Origin of the sequence: Streptococcus sp. UBA4344, assembly GCF_002393675.1 — a bacterium.
Classification (GTDB): domain Bacteria; phylum Bacillota; class Bacilli; order Lactobacillales; family Streptococcaceae; genus Streptococcus; species Streptococcus vicugnae.
On sequence record NZ_DGTE01000033.1, the window covers coordinates 16,306 to 35,880 of the forward strand.

Genomic DNA, 19,575 nt, shown 5'->3' on the forward strand with positions numbered 1-19,575 from the left:
AAAAGAATAATCATCGTGATAAGTAATCATTTTTAATACTTGTTTACTTTATCACAATGATTTATTACAAGAAAAATCTAAGATAAAATACCTTAGATTTTTTCTCCTTCTTCTTTTTCTTTAGCAATTTGTTCTTTGATTTTACGTTCTTCTTCTTCTTTAGCCAAACGTTCTGCTTCGATACGAGCGTGAACAGCAGCTCGTTTTGCTTCTGGATCTGGGTGAATAACAACGTTACCAGATTCAATTTCTTCAAGAGCTTGCAAAGTAGCTTTTACTGATTTGAATTCTTGAGTTGGTTTTGCACCAGCTTCAAGTTCGTGAGCGCGTTTAGCTTGAAGAATGCAAAGTGAGTATTTTGATGGCACTTTATCAAGCAAAGTGTCAATAGAAGGTTTTAACATCATAGCTTTTTTCTCTCTTCTCTCTTTTAGTCAATGTCTTTAATCATGTCGTTGTAACGTCCAATAACACGATCAACACGGAAATGTTCTGCTTCAATGATACGTTTAACGCGTTCAGCTGCCAAAGGCACTTCGTCATTAACAACAGCATAATCGTATTCACGCATCAAAGCAATCTCTTCTTTCGCACGTTCGATACGTTGGCGGATAACTTCTTCGCTATCAGTACCACGACCAACCAAACGGTCTTTTAATTCGTCCAAATCTGGTGGTGTTAAGAAAATAAACACACCGTCTGGAACTTTTTTCTTAACTTGAAGAGCACCTTGAACTTCGATTTCAAGAAATACGTCGATTCCTTTATCGAGCGTTTCATTAACATAAGTCAGTGGTGTGCCATAGTAGTTGCCTACATATTCAGCATATTCCAACATTTGACCATTTTTAATAAGCTCTTCAAATTCTTCACGAGTTCGGAAGAAATAATCAACGCCATCAACTTCTCCAGGCCGTTTTTGGCGCGTTGTCATAGAAACAGAATACTCAAATTTATGATCAGGTGTTGAAAAAATTTCTTGGCGAACTGTTCCCTTACCAACCCCAGAAGGTCCTGAGAAAACAATTAACAAACCACGTTCGGTCATGCCACTCTCCTTATTATAGACTACAAGTTAAGACTTGCTTTTTATCAATTAGACTACAGTCTAGTATATCAAAGATAAACCTATATTTCAAGGAAATTTACAAGCTCCTTCACATTAAAAAGAAGTACGTTTGCAACGTACTTCTTTTTTCTATTTTCATTATTTTGCGTAATCGACTGCACGTAGTTCACGAATAACGGTAACTTTAATATTACCTGGGTAATCAAGGTTACTTTCAATTTTTTCACGAACTTTATGTGCAATGATTGTGACCTCATCATCGGAAATTTTATTTGGTTGCACCATGATACGAATTTCACGTCCAGCTTGCAAAGCATAGCTATTTTGAACGCCATCGAAGCTTGTTGCAATTTCTTCTAAATCACGAAGACGTTTGATATAGTTTTCCATTGACTCGTTACGAGCACCTGGACGAGCTGAACTCAAAGCATCCGCTGCTGCAACAATAACAGCAATCACACTTTCAGGTTCTACATCTCCGTGGTGACTTGCAATTGCATTAACCACGATTGGGTTTTCTTTGTATTTACGAGCAAATTCTGCACCAATCTCAACGTGGCTACCTTCAACTTCACGGTCAATTGCTTTACCCATATCATGCAAGAAACCAGCACGACGAGCAAGCATTACGTTTTCGCCAAGTTCGCTAGCAAGAATACCAGCCATCTTACCAACTTCAACTGAGTGACGTAAAACATTTTGACCATATGACGTTCTAAACTGCAAACGTCCCATAATTTTAATTAAATCAGGATGCAAGTTTACTGCACCGATTTCAAAAGCAGCAGCTTCACCATACTCACGAATACGATTATCCATTTCCAAACGGTTCTTTTCAACCAATTCTTCAATACGAGCTGGGTGAATACGACCATCTTGAATCAAAGCTTCCAATGTCATGCGAGCAATTTCGCGACGAATTGGATCAAATCCTGAAAGGACCACCTCTTCAGGTGTATCATCGATAATGACATCAATCCCTGTCAAACTTTCAAGGGTACGAATATTACGTCCTTCACGACCAATGATACGACCTTTCATGCTATCATCTGGTAGATGAACGGTTGTAATGGTTTGTTCAGTAACATATTCACCAGCCATTCGTTGCATGGCCTGAGCGAGAATGTTTTTGGCGAGCTTGTTAGACTTATCACGAACCTCACGTTCAGCATCCTTAATACGAGTTGCGATTTCATGCGTCAAATTAGTTTCAGTTTCCGTCAAAATAATTTCACGCGCTTCAGCAATTGTCATCAAGGCGACACGTTCTAGTTCTGCTTTTTTCTGTTCTTCGAGTTCTCCGATTTGTTTTTCACGCTCATTAATGTGTCTAGATTTATCGGTTAGACTTTGTTCTTTACTATCCAACACTTTTTCTTTGCTGGTTAGATTTTCATCCTTGCGATCAAGAGAAGACGCTCGTTCAGTCAAACGAGTCTCCATTTGTTTTAACTCTTGTCTTTCAGATTTAAATTCTTTTTCAATCTCTTCTCGATATTTTCTAGCCTCTTCTTTTGCTTCGATCAGTAATTCTTTGCGATGAGCTTTCGTTTCTCGCTCAGCTGATTTTCTAATGTGTTCAGCTTCTAATTGAGCTTTACCACGTAGATTAACAGCATCCTGTTCTGCATTTAAAAGAGTGAGTTCCGCAGCTTCTTTCGCAGACTTAAGTCTGATGGAAATCAGTGCATAACCAACTATCAAACCAATGAGGGCAAAAACAATCAAGATAATAATATTTGGCATGTTTTTACCTCAATAAAAATTTTAGATTTCATCTATAGAAAGCTACTTTCAAGTTTACCATAAATCGAGTTTTTTCACAATTTAAAATTGTAAAGCGTTTTACTAAAATTTATGATATGATTATTAGAGGAATAAAAAAGGAGTCTATTATGTCAAAAAAAGAAGTAACTGTAGAAAGTTTTGAACTAGATCATACAATCGTTAAAGCACCTTATGTTCGTCTTATTTCTGAAGAAGCTGGACCTCTTGGAGATGTCATCACAAACTTTGATATCCGTTTGGTTCAACCAAATGAAAATGCTATTCCAACTGCTGGTTTACACACTATCGAACATTTACTTGCTAAACTTATCCGTGAACGTATCGACGGAATGATTGACTGCTCACCATTTGGTTGCCGTACTGGTTTCCACTTGATTATGTGGGGTAAACACAACACAACTGAAATTGCAAAAGTCATCAAATCAAGTTTAGAAGAAGTTGCTACTGTAACATCATGGGATGATGTACCAGGTACAACAATTGAATCATGCGGTAACTACAAAGACCACAGCTTATTTACTGCTAAAGAATGGGCAAAACTCATCCTTAAAGATGGTATCTCAGACGATCCATTTGAACGTCACGTCATCTAAAAAATCAAAAAAGTCAGAGAATTTTCTTCCCTGACTTTTCTGCTTTTATGATAATTTTAATGGAATTGCATACCACCATCAACGATAATGGTCTGTCCAGTAATATAATCAGAATCAGGTCCTGCTAAGAAGCTGACAGCTTTAGCTACATCTTCTGGTTCAGATAAACGTTTAAGGGTAATGTCTTTTGCGAATGTTTGCATACCCCATTCATCATCTTTACCAGCATTTTTACCGACTTCATGAGCAATATCAAACATCATCGGTGTCTTAACAATACCAGGTGCATAAGCATTTACTGTAATACCATAATCTGCTAAATCACGTGCTAAGGTTTGGGTAATACCACGAATGGCAAATTTACTACCACCGTAAACAGTCAAATTAGGGTTACCTACCACACCAGCTTGAGATGAAGCATTAATAATCTTACCACCATGACCTAATTTTTTGAATTCAGCCAAGGCTGCCTGAGCTCCCCAGATAACACCTCCGACATTAATGGCAAAAGTGCGTTCAAAAACGTCTTCTGTGATTGTATCTAAAGGCGTTGTTGGGGCAACCCCTGCGTTATTCACAACTACCGATAAATCTCCAAAATGTTCAACAACCTGCGCAAATGCCTTAGCAACCTCTTCACGCTTAGAAACATCAGCTACAACAGCATAAGCATCTTGAGGAGAAAGTTCTTGAACAGCTTTTTCTGCTGTTTCTTGATTGTAATCCAAGATTCCAATCTTAAAACCATCTTCGTGAAGACGTTTTGCAATAGCAAAGCCAATCCCTTGACCTGCACCAGTAACAATGGCTACTTTTACCATAATATCACCCCTTAATCTTTAAGTTACGCTAATTATAACGCTTCCATTTTTTATTGTCAATTTTTTGAAACTTTTTCAAGATTTTTCATTATTTCACTTCTAAAACCAAAAGAAGCCCTCCAAGAGGAGAGCTTTTTCAAACTTTTCATTAATAATCCAATGCGTCAGAGTGACCAGAACCATTACCTACAAAGTAACCTGTTTTACAGTTAATTGAAAATAGATATGTTCCATCTTTTCTAAACATATTGTAATAGCCATTACCATTGATAATATTAACTTTTTCAAGAATATAATCATTTCCTGAGAAATAGCCACGCGCTTGTGATGTTGAAACAATTTTTTCAAGCACACCATCAGCAAATGTCCAAGCTGGATTTCCTGAATCAGCAATTGCCGATTCATTATAAGGAACACGACTCTTATCGCGTTGAAGATTTGAATTATCAGAAGCTGGAGCTTGTGGTTTGGCATCCGCTGTTTCTTCACTACTTTCTGTCTGGCTAGCAGTGTTTGCAGCTGCTTGTGCTTGACTACTTGATTGAGTCTTAGAAGCTAATTGATTTTTACCATCAGTAATTACTGATTGCAATAAATTATCCAATTTAGCATCACCAGTATTCAAAACATCACTAGACAAGCTATCAAACTTGGCGTCGGCTTTAACTGTTCCAGCAACCTTTTTACCATCAACAATAACATCTTTTTCAAATAAAGCATTGATAGCTTTGATAGCTGTAATGTGAGCTGCTACTGTATCATATTGTTTTTTGGCATCATCATAAAAATCAGTTCCTTTTAGGGCATCTAATTTTTCTTTTAGAACAGAAATTTTATCAAATTCACTGTTTTTTAATTTAGTCTTAGTATCATCAGTGAACATTGCCGTATAAGCTTCATCAAAAGCTTTTTTGGCTTTTTTGGCTTGTTTTGCTTTCGCTGCTGCACTTGAACTTGATGATGTTTTTTTCTGACTTGATGATGTTGATGAGCTAGCAACTGTAGTATTTGACCCTTTAACATAGTGTAAACCATAACCAGCGCCAAAAATAGCAACTACAAGAGCAGCTAAACTCCCAATAATAACACGTTTTTTCTTAGAACTTGTTTTACTTTCATCAGTTGTAAGAGCAATAGTTGGTTCAGCTGTTTTTTCTGAATCTTCAATTTGAGCTACTACCGGCTCCTCTTTTTCTTCTTCATTAACTTCAACGGTTTCTTCAACCTTTGGTGCTTCTTCTGAAGTTGCTTCTTTTGACTCAGAACTTACTGGCTCTACTTGTTCAGGCTCAGTTTCGGTAGCTTCAACAGCTGGTTCAACCACTTCTTCTGCTTCAGGCACTTGATTAGCTTCAGTAGCTTCCTCAAAAACTTCTTTGCCAACAATACCACTATTAACAAGTTCTTCGCGTTGTTTTTTAATAAAGTTATCCAAAGCTTTTGTATCTAAATCATCAAAATCAGATAGCTTTGTTTCAAATTTTTGTGATGTTACTTCGTCTCGGTGCTGTTTAATATACTTATCTAAAACGCCATCAGACTCAGTAATTCCAGCTTTCATTTCAGAATCTTTTCGAACAGCTTCTTCAATGGTTAGATTTTTAACATCTTGCAAATTAAGCCCATCTTGTTCTTCAGAAGACGGCATGTCTTTTTTTTCTGACACGTTTTGGTCACCTCTCTAATTAAAATTTCAACTGCCTAACTAAGCTTGTTAAGCGCACTTTTCCTTACTTTTCTTTTGCTTGCGTGATAGCAGAGCGTTTAACACGTTCACCGTAAAATTGGTACAAATCAACTCTAAGCGTACCATTGTATAATTTACGTTTTTTATCAGCTTGTGACCCGTATTTTCGTTCGAACTGTTCATCGCTGGTCAGAATAAATTTACTCCATGTTTTCAATGGTGCAAAAGTCTGTCCCATTTCATTATACAAGATGTCAACAGCTTTGTCATCAAGCAATCGTTCACCATAGGGTGGGTTAGAAATGATAACACCATTGATTTTATCAGTTTTTAAATCTTGAAGACGCATTTGTTTCAATTTGATGATATCTCCAAGTCCTGCTTCTTCAGCATTTTTCTTGGCAATTTCAATCATGCGACCATCAATATCAAATCCTGAAATGTCAAGTTCAATATCATAATTAGCTTTTTCTTCAGCTTCGTCGCGAACTTGTTGAACCAAATCAGCGTCAACCCAATTCCATTCTTCAAAAGCAAAGTCTCGATTAAAACCAGGAGCAATGTTCATCCCAATCATAGCTGCTTCAATACAGAACGTTCCTGAACCACATGTTGGATCGATAAATGGTTTATCTGGATACCAGTTTGACAATTCAATAATGGCAGCTGCCATATTTTCTTTAATCGGAGCGCCACCTTTTTCCACACGGTAACCGCGTTTAAAGAGACTAGCTCCTGTTGTATCAATCATGACCGTTGCTTTATCTTTCAAAATTGAAACTTCAATTCTGAACTCAGCACCATTTTCTTGCAATGGAACACCATCTGGACGATGGTAAACTTTTTGAAGTTTTTTGACAACAGCTTTTTTACTAATTGCCTGAACACTTGGCTCATTGTGCAATTTAGATCTCACACATTTAGCTTTTGAAATTGGAAATTTGGCACCTAATGGCAAATAATTTTCCCAATCTAATTTATAAACTCCTTGGAATAATTCCTCAAAGGTACGCGCTGGAAATTCACCAACAATAATTTTGACACGGTCTGCTGCACGTAACCAAAGATTTGTCGTAATAATCGTTCTTACATCTCCTTGAAAACGTACTTTACCATTTTCAACTTGGCAATCAATCCCTAAATCACGGATTTCACGCCCAACAACAGCCTCAAGTCCTGCAGCTGCAGTTGCTACTAAATTAAATGTTTTTTTCATTCACACATTCCTATTTCATCAAAATACTTATCTATAAGTTTAACACGTTTTACTAGCATATAGCTAGTAAAAATCGATTAATTTTCAAATACCAAACCAAGAATTATCTTAGTATTAAAATACAGCAAAAATAAAAGCTAGCCTAAGCTAGCTAGATACCTATATGCAATTTTCTATAAGCCATGTTTTGTTCCAGAGATAACTAGGTCTTATCTCCTTCGATAATCATCTGTCTACTGTTTCCAGTCAGGATAGATCGTTCGGATTCCTACTATCCCGTGCCCCTACCAAAGTTTGGGTTGCTAGCTTGAGGGGTTTACCGCGTTCCACTTCCTAAGTTTCCTCAGGAACTACGTCACTGTGGCACTTTTCAGAGCTATTTGGGCATATCAAAGACTTAGCCTTTTCACTCGCCGTAACATCAAAAGATGTCCCTAGGCTTATTAATTAACCTAGCACAAACACTACTGGCATCACAGCCAGTGCTAGCATGGACTTTCCTCATGGTATTAGAATACCACGCGATTATCCAAAAATTGCAATTTATCTTTCTTACCTCCATAAATAAAGATAAGTAATATACAAATTCATCTAACAACTTCGTTAATAATGAATAGAAAAGCTATTATTCAGTGATTTGTTTACCAAACACTTCTTTTTCCAAACGACTGATACGTTTCAAAATATCGAAGTTTGTTGCTGTTTGAGCAACACGTGCGTGTTCTGCTTGCGGAGCAACATAAGAAGTCGCTGGAGCTGCTTTTGGTTTAGCAGCCAATTCTTCTTTTAATTTTTCATTTTCAGCACGTAGTTCTTGAACTTGAGAAATATAGCTCTCGTAATCTTTAATAACATCATCAAGGAACTCGTCTACTTCTTTTTTATCGTAACCACGCATGCTGGTTTTGAATTCTTGTTCAAAAATGTCCTTAGGACTATAAATAATACTTGCCATTCTATCTCTCTCCAAACAAAACTATTCTAGTTAACCTTAGAATATGAAAACGTCATATCAAGATATATGTTACAGAAAATTTAATGAAAAATCAAGCATTTACTTTTAAAAGATCATTAAAAATTGATTACCAATCTTCAAGAAATTCATTAAGACGATCAAAGGTCAAAAACTGGATTGGATAGTCATCTTTTTCTTGCATGACCTGTGCTAAATATTTCAAATTTGTTTCATTTTCAGGATCATAAAACAAATAAGCACCATCCGTATTATCTACTAAGAATTGGTTATAATTTCGAAACTGGCTTGGATTTTCATATTCCTGATAAGAGTATTTAACAAAGTCCACCTGTTTAAACTCACTTAATTTAATCTGATTAGTCTCATTCCAGTTATGGCCATGATTTGCAAAGGTAAAAATCGTTGCAATATTAAAATCATACTCCTCTTGCAGCTCTTTTGCAACCTGTAATGCCCAATATTCAAATCCAAGGTTTCCCATAAAAATTAACCAGTCAACACCTTCATCAAAATAGCGAATGAAATCATGCCTAATTGCTTTTTTAATCACCTTGATTCGCTCGTCCTTTTCTTGAAAAATACCAAGTTCAAAACTCTTATAACCCGTGACGAGAATTGAAGTCATATCCTGCTTCCTTTCTAAAAATATGTTATAATAGTAGTGCTTATATTGACTTAAGCATGAATGTTAGGAGTTTTATGGTTAATTACCCTCATCATCTTATTCGAAAACAAGCAGTCCCAGCTTCTAGAAAGACAACAAAATCAACGATTAATTTTGCTAATCGTGGGATGAGTTTTGAAGCAGCAATCAATGAAACCAATAATTACTACTTATCTCGTGATATTGCTGTTGTTCACAAAAAACCAACCCCAATTCAAATTGTAAAAGTTGATTATCCAAAAAGAAGCCGTGCCAAAATTGTAGAAGCATACTTTCGCCAAGCATCAACGACCGATTATTCTGGTGTCTATAAAGGACGCTACATTGACTTTGAAGCGAAAGAAACGCGACAAAAGACATCTATGCCTTTGAAAAACTTTCACGCTCACCAAATTGAGCATATGGAACATGTCTTAAAGCAAGATGGCATCTGCTTTGTACTACTTCACTTTTCAACACTTAAGGAAACTTATTTTTTACCTGCTAGCGCTCTAGTAGACTTTTACCAAATCAACCTCGGCACCAAATCCATGCCACTTGATTATATCAGAAAAAATGGGTATATGGTGACAACAAGTTCACTCCCTCAAGTTCCTTATTTGGATATTATCGATCAAAAAATTTTAGGCGGTGATCACAATTAAAAAGAAAACAACAAAACAAAGACGAACAAGTAATCCTGCATCTAAAGATACTGCTCTTAAGGTGTTAAAATACGGTCTAATCACAATGATGGCTTTAGTTGTTGCTGGTTTCTTAATTGGTGGCTCAATCTTTGCATTTTATGTCAGCAGCACACCAAAACTAACAGCTAGCAAACTCTCATCTACTAATTCAAGTCTTATCTATGATGCTAATGGCTCATTGATTGCTGACTTGGGTTCTGAAAAACGCGAAAGCGTATCAGCTAATAGCATTCCTTTAAACTTGGTTAATGCTGTTACATCTATCGAAGATAAACGCTTCTTCAAACACCGTGGTATTGATGTTTATCGTATTCTTGGTGCAGCTTTAAATAACTTCACAAGCTCTAGCACTCAAGGTGGTTCAACACTTGACCAACAATTAATCAAGTTAGCTTACTTCTCAACAAAAGAATCTGACCAAACCTTGAAACGTAAAGCTCAAGAAGCTTGGCTTGCCCTTCAAATGGAACGTAAGTACACTAAAGAAGAAATTCTAACTTTCTACATTAACAAAGTGTACATGGGAAATGGTAACTATGGTATGCTAACAGCTGCTAAATCTTACTACGGTAAAGATTTGAAAGATTTGTCTATTGCTCAATTGGCTTTGCTTGCTGGTATTCCTCAAGCTCCTAGTCAATACGACCCATATACAAATCCTGACGCTGCCCAAAACCGTCGTAATACTGTTCTAGCTGAAATGTACGAAGATGGTAACATCACTAAATCTGAGTATAAGGCAGCACTTGCTACTCCTGTTACAGATGGTCTACAAACACTGACAGAATCAACAAGCTACGAACCATATTTTGATAACTACATTAAAGAAGTTATCCAAGAAGTCAGCAATAAAACTGGCCAAGATATCTACTCAGCTGGGCTAAAAGTTTACACAAACGTTGATACTGAAGCTCAAAAATATCTATGGGATATTTACAATACTGACTCATACGTATACTACCCTGATACTGACCTCCAAGTTGCCTCAACAGTTGTTGACGTCAACACTGGTAAAGTTATTGCCCAACTTGGATCACGTAACCAAGACACAACTGTTTCACTTGGAACTAACCAAGCCGTCCTAACTGACCGTGACTGGGGTTCTACAATGAAACCAATCACTGACTATGCTCCAGCGATTGAAAATGGTATCTACACAAGTACCGCTGCTGTTACTAGCGATAATAAATACTACTGGCCTGGTACATCAACTCAAGTTTATAACTGGGACCGTCAATACTACGGTAGCATGACAATCCAGACCGCTATTCAACAATCTCGTAACGTTCCTGCGGTTAAAGCCCTTGAAGCAGTTGGTTTAAATAAATCTAAGTCATTCTTAGAAGGTCTTGGTATTTACTATCCACAACTCTACTACTCAAATGCTATCTCAAGTTCAACAAGTGATTCTAACCAAAAATATGGAGCAAGTAGTGAAAAAATGGCTGCTGCTTACGCCGCATTTGCTAACGGTGGAATCTACTACGAACCTCAATACGTTAATAAAATTGAATTCAACGATGGTACAAGCAAATCATTTGACGCCTCTGGTAGCCGTGCTATGAAAGAATCAACAGCTTACTTGATGACTTCAATGATGAAAACTGTCTTGACTTATGGTACTGGTACTAGAGCTGCTCTTCCTGGTATTTACCAAGCAGGTAAAACAGGAACATCTAACTACTCAGATGACGAACTTGCTGAAATCGAAGAATCAACAGGTATTTACAACAGTGTCGTTGGAACAATGGCGCCAGATGAAATGTTTGTTGGTTATACACCACAATATTCAATGGCTGTTTGGACAGGATACAAAAACCGTATGACACCTATTTACGGTAATGGCCTCAACGTTGCAGCTGATGTTTACAAAGCTATGCAAAGTTATCTAAATGAAAAATATGGTAGTGGTAGCGAAGACTTTGATATTCCTAAAGGTGTTTACACAAGTGGTGGCTATGCTTATCTAAGTGGCTCAAGTAACTACACTTACTCAGCTTCATCAAGCTCTGTATATAGTAACATCTATGGCTCAAGCTCTTCAGAAGAATCTTCATCTAGTCAATCATCTAGCGAAGAAAGTTCTTCTACAGAATTTAACCAATCATCTGAAAATGCATCAGATAATAATGGTAGCGATACTGAAACTAGCAACTAAAAATTTAAAAGCCTCCTCTTGATATCAAGAGGAGGCTTTTTTATGATAAAAAAATACCAGAAGTACTGATGCTTCTGGTATTTAGATAATCTCATTATTTGCTAGCAAGAGCTCCCATTGGATCCCAAGGTGCAAGAACAATTGGTTCTGCTTCATAAGCTGCACGTTCTTCTGCTGTTAAGAATTCTTTACGTACCACGATTTGATATGTGAATTCATCCATCCAAGCATCTGAAGCAACAAAGTAACCTTTGTTACCAACTTTATCTCCCCATGAGTTTTCAACTTTCCATTTAAGAGATTTTCCATTTTCATCCAAATCAACACCTGTAAGGACCATAGCGTGTGTCATCAAGCTTTCGCTGTAATCAAGACGACCTGCTTTATCTTGTGTGAAGTTGATATCCATAGCTGTTTCAAAGTCGTAAACATTTGTTGCCATGATACCTTTTTGGCGGTCTGAAATTTGACCAACATCAGAACCAAACCAAACTGTTTCACCGGCTTGCATTTGAGCGATGGCCAATTCTTTAAAGCGTTCCATATCAAGGTTAATGTAACGAACGTCACGGCTACCAACAACATTACCGAGCATTTCAACAGTATATGATTTACCATAAGGTTTATCAGCTGTTGGTGCATTGATAACTGAAACATATTCTGAAAGGTCTAAACCAACGTATTTTTTGAAGAATTCTTGTGGTGTGATATTTTTATCTGAATGATAGTTATTATCTTTATCACGGTAAGCAAAGTCAAATGTACGTGGTGGCAAACCAAGATTGATTGCCAAGAAATTGAAAATTTCTTGAAGAAGGTCTTCTTTTTTAGCTTGAATAGCTTTGTCATCAGCACCTGCTGCAATCGCTTCACGCAAGATTTGAGAATCTTGACGCAACAATTTGTTAAGGTATTGGTTCAATTCACGGCTATTGCTTGATGAAATTGATTCTGGATAAGCTGCTTTTGGCACAACACCATATTTTTCAAAAAGAGCAACGACCATATCCCATTGACCACCATCTTGTTGAGGAACATCAAGCAAGAATTTTACTTTACGGCTACCAAGTTCTTGGTCTGCAGTTGCGATAACTTGTTCTAAGAACCAGTTTGATTTTTCATATTTGTCCCAGAAGAATGTGTGTGCTTGAGAAAGTTCAAAGTTTTCCAAGTTAAGATCTGAGATCATTTTATGACGGAATGTGTTAAGAGCGGCAAACATCCAGCAACGACCAGATGCTTTTTGGTTAGCAACTTTATCTTTTGTTAAATCAATTGAAAAAGCATGATCATTTTTCATTTCGCTTTGGCGAGTTTCAAGTGATTTTAACAAACCATTGTGAGTTACAGCATTTTCAACAGCACGCAATTTGCTATCTGCTTGAAAGTCAGCAAATAGTTTATCAGTAAATGTTGATGATAATTCTGACATATTTCCTCCTAATACTTTGGATTAAGCAATTGTGTTATATTTTCTGACTTAACCCGACTTAACTAATAACCATTATAGCGCTTATTAGGCATTTTTCAAGAGAAATTGTAGAACTTTTTGAAACTTTCAAAAAAATGTGTAAACTTTTATAACAACTTATGTCGGGAATTCAAACATCAAATACTCCACCTACAAGAGATTCTACCTTTTAATGTTAAATGCATAAGAAAAAAAGACCCCAAGGGTCTCTTTAAAATGAAATATTATTTCCAGAAATCGTCAAATACTGTAATTGGTAGGTGACGTTTGTGTTCTGTTTTATTCCACCAGTTTTCGATTTTGGCTTGTGCTTCTGGTGAAACTGTTTTACCTTCAAGGTAATCATCAATATCATTGTAAGTAACTCCTAGTGCTACTTCATCAGCGATACCAGGACGATTTTCTTCCAAATCAGCTGTTGGAATTTTTTCGTAGATAGCTGGATCTGCACCCAGTTCAGCTAACAATTGTTTCCCTTGACGTTTGTTCAAACGGTAAAGTGGAATCACATCAGCACCACCATCCCCAAATTTTGTAAAGAATCCAGTAATGTTTTCTGCAGCGTGGTCAGTACCGATAACAGCACCGCTATTGGCACCTGCTACTGCGTATTGTGTAATCATACGTTGACGTGCTTTAATATTACCTTTATTAAAGTCAGAAACCTCAATACCAGCTTTTTCAAGTTCGTGAACTTGTCCATCAACAGCTTCTTTAATATTGACAGCAATACTAACATCTGGTTTGATGAATTTTAAGGCACGTTGGGCATCTTCTTCGTCAGCTTGAACACCATATGGCAAGCGAACAGCAATAAATTTGTAGCTGTCATCACCAGTTTCAGCACGTAATTCTTCTACAGCGATTTGTGCCAAACGACCAGCCAAGCTAGAATCTTGGCCACCTGAAATACCAAGAACATAACTTTTAAGGAAGGTATGTTTTTTCATGTAATCTTTCAAGAAATCAACAGACACACGGATTTCTTCTTTAGGGTCAATACTTGGTTTAACACCCAATTCTGCAATGATTTTTTCTTGTAATGTCATTACTTAACTTCTCCTTTTTGTTGAGCTTCTTTGCGAATACGGTCGATAAGATCCATTTTGTTTTGCCAAACTTCTTGTGACAAGTCAACTGGATAATCTTGTGGATTAAGTAGACGTTTGTACTCATCCCAAAGTTTGTCATATTCTTTACGAGCGTAGTCTTGAATTTCAGCAAGTGTTGGTAAATCGTAAACCAATTCACCTTTATCAAAGATATCAACAAGGAGAGGAACAGCTTCAAAATCTTTTACTGTTTTATTGATATAAGTGTATGTTGGGTGGAACATGTAAACTTCATCAAGTTGGTTAACATCTGTATCAGTGAAAGTGATGTAGTCACCTTCTGTTTTATTTCTTTCGCGACTTGTGATGCGCCAAACTTGTTTTTTACCTGGTGTAGACACTTTTTCAGCGTTGTTAGACAATTTGATAGTGTCTTGCATTACACCGTTTTCATCTTCGATTGAGACAATTTTGTAAACAGCACCAAGAGCTGGTTGGTCATAAGCCGTGATAAGTTTCGTACCAACACCCCAAACGTCAATTTTGGCTTTTTGCATTTTAAGGTTAAGAATGGTATTTTCATCCAAATCATTTGAAGCGTAAATTTTAGCATCTGGGTAACCTGCAGCATCCAATTGTTCGCGGATTTTTTTAGACAAGTAAGCCATATCACCAGAGTCGATACGAACTCCAAGGAAGTTAATCTTGTCGCCAAGTTCATTGGCTACACGAATAGCTGCTGGAACACCCAAACGAAGTGTATCATAAGTATCAACCAAAAAGACGCAATCTTTGTGAGTGCCTGCGTAAGCCATGAAGGCTTCATAGTCATCACCGTAAGCCTGAACAAGAGCATGTGCATGTGTTCCTGACACTGGAATATCAAACATTTTACCAGCACGAACATTTGATGTGGCATTAGCACCACCGATTACAGCAGCACGTGTTCCCCAAATTGCTGCATCCATTTCTTGGGCACGACGGCTACCAAATTCGAGCAATGGTTCGTCATTAATAACTGAACGAATACGAGCAGCTTTTGTGGCAATCAACGTTTGGAAGTTTACGATGTTAAGCAAAGCTGTTTCAACCAATTGACATTGAGCAAGTGGTCCTTCAACTTGAACAATTGGTTCATTGGCAAAAACTACATCTCCTTCTTGGGCAGAACGGATGCTTAATTCTAATTTAAAATCTTTTAAGTAAGCAATAAAATCAGCTGGATAACCTAATTCTTCTAAATAGGCAATATCTGTTTCTGTAAAGCGAAGATTTTTGAGGTATTCTACCATACGTTGCAAACCAGCAAAAACAGCATAGCCATTTGAAAATGGTTCTTTACGGAAAAAGACTTCAAAAACCGCTTTACGGTTGTGAATGCCTTTATCGAAATAAACTTGCATCATATTGATTTGATACAAATCTGTGTGGAGAGTTAAACTATCATCTTGATACATGTGGTATCCCCTTTTTAAGATTATTGGCCTAATACTAGTCTTATCATATCTGGTTTCAAACAACCTCTGCTAGTATTGCCAAAAGATTAATTATCCCCCATATTATAGCACAATTACGAGAGACTGGCTAAAACTTTGTGAGGTTTTGCGCAAAGATTTGAAAAAAATCTGATTTTCAAAAAGTATTTTCATCTTTCTAACTTAGCTAATAACTAAAAAAGTCCGAGATTATCATCTCAGACTGTCTGTAATTATTTCATATTTTCGATATATTGGTAAACACCTTGCCCTGCAATAGCTCCATCACCAACAGCTGTGGTAATTTGGCGAAGTTCTTTTTTACGAACATCACCGACGGCAAAGATACCAGGAATAGAAGTTCTCATATGCTCATCTGTAATAACCCAGCCTGCCTCATCTGTGATGCCAAGATTTTCCACCATTTTTGAAACTGGGTCAACCCCAACATAGATGAAGATTCCACCAAAGTCGTGCTCACTGATTTCACCAGTTTTAACGTTTTCTACAACAACACCTGAAACCTTAATATCATTTCCTTTGATTTCTTTGACAACAGAATCCCAGATGAAGTTGATTTTTTCGTTGGCAAAAGCACGTTCTTGCAAGATTTTTTGGGCACGCAATTCATCACGACGGTGAATAATAGTTACTGATTTTGCAAATTGTGTCAAATATCCAGCTTCTTCTACTGCTGAATCACCACCACCGACAACCAATAAATCTTGGTTACGGAAAAATGCACCATCACAAACGGCGCAGTATGAAACTCCGCGGCTAGTGTACTCTTCTTCACCAGCTACGCCAAGGGCACGGTTTTTAGCACCAGTCGCCAAAATAATTGTCTTAGCTTCATAAGTAGCATCTTCAGTGATGACGCGCTTAACATCGCCAGCATCTTCGATACTTTTTACAATACCGTAGATATTTTCAACACCAAATTTTTCAAGCGGAGCATGCATTTTCATTGACAATTCTGGTCCAGAAATGTGATCGTAACCTGGGTAGTTTTCAATTTCTGAGGTATTATTCATTTGCCCACCAGGAGCTCCTTGTTCAATAATACCAACTTTTAAGTTAGCACGCGCGGCATAAAGCCCTGCAGTCATACCGGCAGGACCTGAACCTATAATTAGTGTATCGTACATTATTTTTTTACCTCGTCTTATTGATTATTTTTCTATTCTATCAATCTCGTTACTAAAAGGCAATTATTATGCTTTAAACATCAATAAGATAGCCATAAAAGCAAATGAAAGAATTGGAATTACCATAATAGATATCATCAAAATATCATACAAAAAAGCTTGGCGTTCTTTGGCGGTTTTATCATACTTACGACTAGCTCGCCAAAAATTCCAAATCACACCAACTAACAAAACACTGATAATTGATAAAAGTAATCCCTGAATATAGAGACTAAAAATTTCTAAAAACATATTTCACCCTGCACTAGTATTCTATTGCTCTAAAAAAGCTGAAAAAAACTTTCAGCTCTTATTATATCAAATCTGTCTGCTTAAATATACGTTTTTGTATAATTTGCAAAGAATTCTTTAGTTCTTGCTTCCTTAGGATGCTTAAAAATTTCTTCTGGTGTCCCAGCTTCAAGAATACGTCCCTTGTCCAAAAAGAGAACTTTATCCGCTACTTGATAAACAAAGTTCATATCATGACTAACCAAAATCATTGTTTGACCAGCTTTAGCGGCATCAGCAATCGATTTTTCAACTTCTCCAACTAATTCCGGATCAAGCGCAGAGGTTGGCTCATCAAGTAAAAGGACATCTGGTTTCATGGCCAAGGCCCGCGCCAAAGCAACACGTTGTTTTTGTCCACCCGACAAATGTCGTGGATAATGGTTCTCACGATCAGAAAGTCCGACTTTTGCTAGCTCTTCTTTAGCAATCTTTGTAGCCTCAGTATCTGGTAATTTTTTGACAACCTTTAATCCTTCTTTGACGTTTTCAAGTGCTGTACGACGTTCAAAAAGATTAAATTGCTGAAAAACCATAGCTAGTTTTCGGCGAAGTTCAAGCACTTCTTCTTTTGAGATATTTTGGAAATCAACCTTAAAATCATCAATAGTAATACTACCATAATCAGCTTGCTCCAAATAATTCAAGCTTCGCAAAAATGTTGATTTCCCAGCTCCAGATGCACCAACAAGAGCAAGTACTTCACCCTTTTCAATTGCAACATCTAGCCCATCTAAAACTTTCTGATTAGAGAATGCTTTTGTTAAATTTGTAATCTTAATCATTAGCGAATCTCTCCTGTTACGGTATCTTGATTAACTTGCGGTGTATCAATAGCCATTTTCTTTTCAATTAAACGGCCAATTTGCTCAATAATAATACTAATAACCCAATAAACAAGGGCGACAGAAATGTAACGTTCAAAATAACGGTAATCTGATCCACCCAAAATTTGTGCTTGGGCAAACATTTCAACAATCCCCGCATTGAAAGCTAGCGACGTTCCTTTCGTCAAACCAATCAAACTATTAATCAAAGTTGGGGTTGCAATGACTGCCGCATTTGGAATAATGACTCGACGGTAAACTTGAAAAGTGGTCATTCCAAGACTACGTGCTGCTTCAATTTCACCAACATTAACAGCTTGAATAGCTGCACGAATCGTTTCACTTGTATAAGCTGCTTCATTAAAGGCAAAAGCAGTAATTGCAAATACTGAAGCTGGAATGGCATTAATATTCCAATCAAAGCCATATTTTAATTTGAGAAATTTTAGAAAGAGTGGAATCCCATAATAAGTTAACATGAGTTGAACTAAAATTGGTGTTCCACGTAAAAAGCTGACAAAGACAGCTTGAATGGGATACAAAACCTTAGTGCGATTAATCTTCACAATCGCAAATACCAAAGCTAAAATCAAACCAAATAAAGCACCTGCTAAGGTCAAACCCAAAGTTATTGGCAAGCGCCCAATCAAATCGGGAATGGCATCAAACACTGCTCGCCAACTAAATAACTGACCTTCAGGTATTTTCTCAACCAGCTTGTCATACCAAGATAAGCCAGTTGCAATCGTTGTTAAAGACATGTAAACTCCTTCTATTATTTAACAGATGAAACAAAATCACCGCCAAAATAAGTTTGACTCAATTCAGCTAATGTTCCATCTTTTTTTAGTACCTTGATACGGTTGTTGACAAATTTTTGTAACTCTTTTCCTTCACTTGTATCAGCAAATAAAAGGTATTCCAAACCATCATTTTCACCACCAATTTGATCTTTCACATTTGTCACGGTCAAATTGAAACCTTGATCTTCAATCAGATAATTTGATGAAATCGCATCATAAAGGATAAAATCAATGGTTCCATTTTCAATGTGTTGGACACGTGTTGTTAGCCCAGTTGAACTTGCAGCATATTTGATCTTAATTGGCTCTTTATCAGGATTCTCTTTATTCCATTTTTCCAAAACTTGGGCATAATTAGAACCTGAAATCACTTCAGTTTTTTTACCTGATAAATCATCTAAACTATCATAGCTTGTTCCTTCAGCACTCGTAATAGCATAATTTGAGTGTGAAATTGGGTCTGAGAAAAGGTATTTTTGAGCTCGTTCTTCATTATAATTAAAATCATTTGCGGCAATTTGATAACGATCGGCATCAACCCCTGTCAAAATAGAGTCAAAGGCCGTTGTCACAAATTCTACTTTATATTTCTTAGAGTCCTTGAAAATGGCTTTAACCACGTCAATATCATAACCTTTAAAGGTATTATTTTCTTTATAAGTAAATGGTGCTGTATCTGAGTCAGTTGCCACTTTTACAACTGTTTTTCCACCAGATTGTGTTTGATTTGAGCAAGCTGCTAAAGTAATAGCTGTAGCTGCTAAGAAAGTCACAGTCAATAATCTCTTCAATTTCATCTAAATGTCCTCTC

General features: G+C 36.9%; 19 protein-coding genes and 1 other RNA gene. 3 read left to right on the forward strand and 17 right to left on the reverse strand.

Going from position 1 to position 19,575, the window contains the following annotated elements:
* Positions 1 to 92: 92 nt before the first annotated feature.
* The 3 genes from rpoZ to B4D49_RS06605 all read right to left on the reverse strand — a co-directional run bounded on the left by rpoZ (position 93) and on the right by B4D49_RS06605 (position 2,815).
* The gene (rpoZ, locus tag B4D49_RS06595) at positions 93 to 407 is read right to left on the reverse strand and encodes a DNA-directed RNA polymerase subunit omega (RefSeq protein WP_014334364.1); all 315 of its coding nucleotides are present in this window, start codon (positions 405 to 407) and stop codon (positions 93 to 95) included.
* 23 nt (positions 408 to 430) lie between these two features.
* Positions 431 to 1,048, reverse strand: coding sequence for a guanylate kinase (gene gmk, locus B4D49_RS06600; RefSeq protein ID WP_003063524.1), 618 nt, complete (start codon positions 1,046 to 1,048; stop codon positions 431 to 433).
* A 159-nt stretch (positions 1,049 to 1,207) separates the two neighbouring features.
* On the reverse strand, positions 1,208 to 2,815 hold the full coding sequence (locus B4D49_RS06605) for a ribonuclease Y (RefSeq protein ID WP_286783594.1): 1,608 nt from the start codon (positions 2,813 to 2,815) through the stop codon (positions 1,208 to 1,210).
* Between the two features lie 149 nt (positions 2,816 to 2,964).
* On the opposite strand from B4D49_RS06605, the gene B4D49_RS06610 reads away from it, so the two are divergent.
* The gene (locus B4D49_RS06610; RefSeq protein WP_286783595.1) at positions 2,965 to 3,450 is read left to right on the forward strand and encodes an S-ribosylhomocysteine lyase; all 486 of its coding nucleotides are present in this window, start codon (positions 2,965 to 2,967) and stop codon (positions 3,448 to 3,450) included.
* A gap of 56 nt (positions 3,451 to 3,506) precedes the next feature.
* Here the strand turns inward: B4D49_RS06610 and B4D49_RS06615 are convergent, their stop codons facing one another.
* From B4D49_RS06615 to B4D49_RS06640, 6 genes are all read right to left on the reverse strand, one after another.
* Positions 3,507 to 4,271 carry a (S)-acetoin forming diacetyl reductase gene (locus B4D49_RS06615; protein ID WP_286783596.1) on the reverse strand — a complete coding sequence of 255 codons (765 nt, stop codon included), beginning with the start codon at positions 4,269 to 4,271 and terminating at the stop codon, positions 3,507 to 3,509.
* 148 nt (positions 4,272 to 4,419) lie between these two features.
* Positions 4,420 to 5,937, reverse strand: a complete 1,518-nt coding sequence (locus tag B4D49_RS06620) for a cell division site-positioning protein MapZ family protein (protein ID WP_286783597.1) — start codon at positions 5,935 to 5,937, stop codon at positions 4,420 to 4,422.
* A gap of 64 nt (positions 5,938 to 6,001) precedes the next feature.
* Positions 6,002 to 7,174: a THUMP domain-containing class I SAM-dependent RNA methyltransferase gene (locus tag B4D49_RS06625; protein WP_132869175.1), complete on the reverse strand. Its 1,173-nt coding sequence runs from the start codon at positions 7,172 to 7,174 to the stop codon at positions 6,002 to 6,004.
* Positions 7,175 to 7,345: 171 nt separating this feature from the next.
* An RNA gene (gene rnpB, locus B4D49_RS06630) (RNase P RNA component class B) lies at positions 7,346 to 7,711 on the reverse strand.
* Positions 7,712 to 7,799: 88 nt separating this feature from the next.
* Positions 7,800 to 8,129, reverse strand: coding sequence for a cell division regulator GpsB (gene gpsB / locus B4D49_RS06635; RefSeq protein WP_132869176.1), 330 nt, complete (start codon positions 8,127 to 8,129; stop codon positions 7,800 to 7,802).
* Between the two features lie 127 nt (positions 8,130 to 8,256).
* The gene (locus B4D49_RS06640) at positions 8,257 to 8,775 is read right to left on the reverse strand and encodes a DUF1273 domain-containing protein (RefSeq protein ID WP_132869177.1); all 519 of its coding nucleotides are present in this window, start codon (positions 8,773 to 8,775) and stop codon (positions 8,257 to 8,259) included.
* Positions 8,776 to 8,849: 74 nt separating this feature from the next.
* Here B4D49_RS06640 and recU point away from each other — a divergent pair, with 74 nt between their 5' ends.
* Positions 8,850 to 9,458: a Holliday junction resolvase RecU gene (gene recU / locus B4D49_RS06645; protein ID WP_074482672.1), complete on the forward strand. Its 609-nt coding sequence runs from the start codon at positions 8,850 to 8,852 to the stop codon at positions 9,456 to 9,458.
* Positions 9,445 to 11,658 carry a penicillin-binding protein PBP1A gene (pbp1a, locus tag B4D49_RS06650; protein ID WP_132869178.1) on the forward strand — a complete coding sequence of 738 codons (2,214 nt, stop codon included), beginning with the start codon at positions 9,445 to 9,447 and terminating at the stop codon, positions 11,656 to 11,658. The genes recU and pbp1a overlap by 14 nt, the downstream gene beginning before the upstream one ends.
* A 94-nt stretch (positions 11,659 to 11,752) precedes the next feature.
* On the opposite strand, the gene pepC is transcribed toward pbp1a, so the two are convergent.
* The 8 genes from pepC to B4D49_RS06690 form a co-directional block, all read right to left on the reverse strand.
* Positions 11,753 to 13,090 (reverse strand): aminopeptidase C, encoded by a 1,338-nt coding sequence (gene pepC, locus B4D49_RS06655; RefSeq protein WP_286783598.1) that lies wholly within the window; start codon positions 13,088 to 13,090, stop codon positions 11,753 to 11,755.
* A 263-nt stretch (positions 13,091 to 13,353) separates the two neighbouring features.
* Complete coding sequence (gene nadE / locus B4D49_RS06660) at positions 13,354 to 14,178, reverse strand: ammonia-dependent NAD(+) synthetase (protein WP_286783599.1); 825 nt, start codon at positions 14,176 to 14,178, stop codon at positions 13,354 to 13,356.
* On the reverse strand, positions 14,178 to 15,638 hold the full coding sequence (locus B4D49_RS06665; RefSeq protein ID WP_132869546.1) for a nicotinate phosphoribosyltransferase: 1,461 nt from the start codon (positions 15,636 to 15,638) through the stop codon (positions 14,178 to 14,180). The genes nadE and B4D49_RS06665 overlap by 1 nt, the downstream gene beginning before the upstream one ends.
* Before the next feature lie 251 nt (positions 15,639 to 15,889).
* Positions 15,890 to 16,804 carry a thioredoxin-disulfide reductase gene (trxB, locus tag B4D49_RS06670; RefSeq protein WP_199544822.1) on the reverse strand — a complete coding sequence of 305 codons (915 nt, stop codon included), beginning with the start codon at positions 16,802 to 16,804 and terminating at the stop codon, positions 15,890 to 15,892.
* A gap of 66 nt (positions 16,805 to 16,870) precedes the next feature.
* Positions 16,871 to 17,095, reverse strand: coding sequence for a DUF4059 family protein (locus tag B4D49_RS06675; protein ID WP_132869544.1), 225 nt, complete (start codon positions 17,093 to 17,095; stop codon positions 16,871 to 16,873).
* Positions 17,096 to 17,175: 80 nt separating this feature from the next.
* Entirely contained in the window at positions 17,176 to 17,919 is a 744-nt protein-coding gene (locus B4D49_RS06680; protein WP_286783600.1) for an amino acid ABC transporter ATP-binding protein, read from the reverse strand.
* Positions 17,919 to 18,722: an amino acid ABC transporter permease gene (locus tag B4D49_RS06685; RefSeq protein WP_286783601.1), complete on the reverse strand. Its 804-nt coding sequence runs from the start codon at positions 18,720 to 18,722 to the stop codon at positions 17,919 to 17,921. The genes B4D49_RS06680 and B4D49_RS06685 overlap by 1 nt, the downstream gene beginning before the upstream one ends.
* Positions 18,723 to 18,736: 14 nt before the next feature.
* Positions 18,737 to 19,561 (reverse strand): transporter substrate-binding domain-containing protein, encoded by an 825-nt coding sequence (locus B4D49_RS06690; RefSeq protein ID WP_286783602.1) that lies wholly within the window; start codon positions 19,559 to 19,561, stop codon positions 18,737 to 18,739.
* Between the last annotated feature and the right edge of the window lie 14 nt (positions 19,562 to 19,575).